Annotated in this window: 4 protein-coding genes; 1 reads left to right on the top strand and 3 read right to left on the bottom strand. The window is 67.9% G+C overall.

What is annotated here, in order from left to right:
- Position 1: 1 nt before the first annotated feature.
- The 3 genes from VGH85_16205 to VGH85_16215 all read right to left on the bottom strand — a co-directional run bounded on the left by VGH85_16205 (position 2) and on the right by VGH85_16215 (position 1,840).
- Complete coding sequence (locus VGH85_16205) at positions 2-274, bottom strand: DUF4242 domain-containing protein (protein ID HEY2175350.1); 273 nt, start codon at positions 272-274, stop codon at positions 2-4.
- Positions 275-432: 158 nt separating this feature from the next.
- A complete protein-coding gene (locus VGH85_16210; GenBank protein HEY2175351.1) occupies positions 433-840 on the bottom strand; it encodes a VOC family protein in 408 nt (135 codons plus the stop codon).
- A 97-nt stretch (positions 841-937) separates the two neighbouring features.
- On the bottom strand, positions 938-1,840 hold the full coding sequence (locus VGH85_16215; GenBank protein ID HEY2175352.1) for a LysR substrate-binding domain-containing protein: 903 nt from the start codon (positions 1,838-1,840) through the stop codon (positions 938-940).
- 114 nt (positions 1,841-1,954) lie between these two features.
- On the opposite strand from VGH85_16215, the gene VGH85_16220 reads away from it, so the two are divergent.
- Positions 1,955-3,132: hypothetical protein (locus VGH85_16220; protein HEY2175353.1), on the top strand; the 1,178-nt coding region annotated here is incomplete at its 3' end.

Genomic DNA, 3,132 nt, shown 5'->3' on the forward strand with positions numbered 1-3,132 from the left:
TCTAGCGGCCGCCGGTTGTGGGGTCGATGGTGCGGGCGACCTCATGAACCGCGTTGGCGGGGAACCCGCCCTCCTTCGCGTGCTGACGGATGCGCTCCGCATCGGGAGCGACGTAGACGCAGAAGATCTTGTCGTCGACCACGTAGCTATGCACCCATTGTACGTCCGGCATTCCCGTCAGCACTCGATTACTCGTCTCGCTGATTCCGAGGATCTCTTCGTCGGACAGGGACCCGGCGCCGGGGATCTCGCGCTCGATCACGTATTTCGGCATGCGGCGACATTAACGAGGTGGGGACCGCATAAGCATGCAGTCCTGAAATTCTGTTTTTGCGCTCCTGTGCGGTTCTGTAACTTTTTTGTCACTCGTCTCGGTATCTATTCTGACCGTGTGGCCCGGCCCGGGCCGGGCCACACCGTCACAGCCGCGAGCTATGGGGCGGGCGGGGCCTCCACCACGACGACGTGGTTGCCGTCCGGGTCGCGCAGCATGAACATCAGCGGGGCACCGGGCGTGCGCATCGGCTCCGGATCGATATCGATGCCGCCGACGGCCTTCAGTCGGGCGTGCTCGCCCAGGACGTCCGTTGTCTCCACACCGATCGCGCTGCCCCCGGGCGGACCGCCCATCGGTGGGTTGAGCGCCAGGCGCGCCCGCGACCCGGGCGGGGCCACCTCGAGCCAGCGCCCCTCGTCGTGCTCACCGAAGCGCATGTCGCCCCGAAGCTCGAAGCCGAGCTTCTCGGTGTAGAAGGCGAGGGCGGCGTCCTGATCGGCGACGGTGAACATGACCACGCCGATGTTCGAGAGGGTTGTCGGGGTTCCTGTGGAATCAGTCATGACGGGTAGACCCCGCTCGCACCCGGAACTCATCGGTACCCGGCGGCCCGTGCTGACCGAACCTGAGCGCGGTGTCCCGGCGCACGTGTGACGCCGTTCAGATCTCGTGTCCTCGTCGAAGCATCGATCTCCAGACCGCGTCGACCGCGGGGCGGCCTCGGCTGCTGTCGCGTCGGACGGCGAGCACGGTCTGGTCAGCGCCGGAGATGTTCAGCTGTCGCAGCCGCACCGGCGGAAGCAGCGAGCTCAACTCATCGATGATCGGCATGAAGGAGATCCCGTAGCCCAGGCTGACCAGCGTCGTCATGACCGTGTAGTCGCTGCTGCGGTGCACGACGTGCGGTTCGAATCCGGCGTCCCGGCAGAGTGGGGAGAGGTAATGGGTGACCGTTTCGCCGGCTATCCAGTTCTCCGAGCGCAGCTCCGCGATGTCGACCGGGCCCGATGTCTGGTGCAGGCGGTGGTCCGGGGGCAGCACCAGGAGCCAGTGGTCGGTGTAGAGGGGCTCGTGATGAAGGGTCTCCGACGTGTGCGGCGGGGCGTGGTGTTGGTACGACGGCACGACGGCAAGATCGAGCTCGCCGGTCTGTACGGACGCGAGCGCGGAGGCGGCCAGGGTCTGGGTGCTCTCCAGGACCACGCCCGGGTATTCGTCCCGCAGCTCGCTCAGCAACCGGGGCAGAATCCGCAGCGCGGCGGTCTGGAAGAGCCCGACCCGGACCCGGCCGGCCACCGTGGTGCGAGCCTGTTCGATGACGGCGTCGGTCGTCTCGATCTCCTGTTGCAGTCGTTGCGCACACGCCGCGAGAGCGACCCCGGTCTCGGTCAGCCGCAGCCGGCGTCCGATCCTTTCGGTGACTGGTACGCCGACCTCACGCTCCAGAACGGCTAGCCGATGGCTGGCGGCGGAGTGGCTCAGATAGAGCGCGTCGGCCGCCGCGGCGAGGGTCCCTCGCAGGTTGAGCTCGTGGAGCAGCTGTAAGCCTCGTACGTCCGCCATAGTTGCAAGTTACTCATCTATTGGGGTCAATAACATGAGCTTGTTTCAAGTCTGAGTGGCTGCTTGTCTGGAGGTGGACCGACCGAACGGCACACCGAAGGAGCGATCAGGACAGTGACAACAGCAGTCCAGGGCAAGCCAGGCGACATGCCCTACGCCGCGGGAAGCATCCTTCGCGGCACCGCCGATCATGTGGCGAAGTTGAGCGAGGCATGGCGCGTTATTCGCGAGCGTCACGCCCGGGGGCTCCCGTTGCACAACGTCAGCGGTCTGGAACGCGGATTGCACCTGCCCGACGACCTCTCGCCGTGGGTGCTCGACGACGAATGGGCGGGGGCGCTCTATGGCGAGCAGGTGCGCGCGCTCGGCCTCGAGCATCTCGGCGGGGAGGACGGCGCGCACGACATCGCGGTCACCAACCGCCTGACCGCGGCCATCTACGCCGCCATGCAGGTCACGGTGAGGCCTGGCTCGACGGTCATCGGGATGTCACCGAGCTACAGCCATCCCTGTGTCCGCCGCGCCGTCCGCGACGCCGGCGGCCGGCTGGTCGAGGTGGTCGGGCTGGCGGCGTTCCGCGCCGCGCTCGATCGGGAGCCTGATGTGTCGGTCGTGGCCCTGACCCGCCTTGCCGTGACCTACGAGGCCATGGCGGAGGCGGACATCCGGGAGGTCGTCGGGCTGGCACACGGGCGCGGAGCCCTTGTCGTCCTCGACGACGCGGGTGGCGCACGGGTGGGGCCCGCGCTGCTCGGCCAGTCCCGCTGCCTTCAGCTCGGTGTGGACCTCGGCGCCACCGGTCTGGACAAGTACGGCGTGCTCGGGCCGCGCGTCGGGCTGCTCGGCGGTCGTGCCGATCTGCTCGCCGCCGCCCGCGCACGCTCGTTCGAGCTGGGCAGCGAATGCCGGCCGGTGCTCTATCCGGCCATCGTGGAGACGCTGCGTGGTTACAGCGACCAACGCGTCCGCGATCTCGTGGCGTCCACCAAGAAGACGGGCGAGGTCCTGCGGGCCCGACTCGGCGACATCGTGGAGAACACCCCGTTCATCTTCAAGCTGACCGGTGAGGCGATCGGGGCCGAGCTGAACCGGCGTTCCGGCGGAGCATCCGCGTCGCTCGCGCCGATCGAGGCGACCGCGACCCTCGCGGCCGTCCTGCTCAAGGACCACGGCCTGCTCACGGTCCACTTCGCCGGGCTGCCGCCGGGCACCTCGGCGCTGCTGATCAAGTTCATCTCCGCGCGGACCATGGAGTCCGTCGGTGGCGCGGAGCACTTCGCCGACATGGTCGA

It is taken from the genome of Mycobacteriales bacterium, assembly GCA_036497565.1.
Lineage (GTDB): Bacteria > Actinomycetota > Actinomycetes > Mycobacteriales > QHCD01 > DASXJE01.

Coding starts and splice junctions, on each gene's coding strand:
- VGH85_16205 (HEY2175350.1), bottom strand. CDS start 274: ATGCCGAAATACGTGATCGAGCGCGAGATCCCCGGCGCCGGGTCCCTG.
- VGH85_16215 (HEY2175352.1), bottom strand. CDS start 1,840: ATGGCGGACGTACGAGGCTTACAGCTGCTCCACGAGCTCAACCTGCGA.
- VGH85_16210 (HEY2175351.1), bottom strand. CDS start 840: ATGACTGATTCCACAGGAACCCCGACAACCCTCTCGAACATCGGCGTG.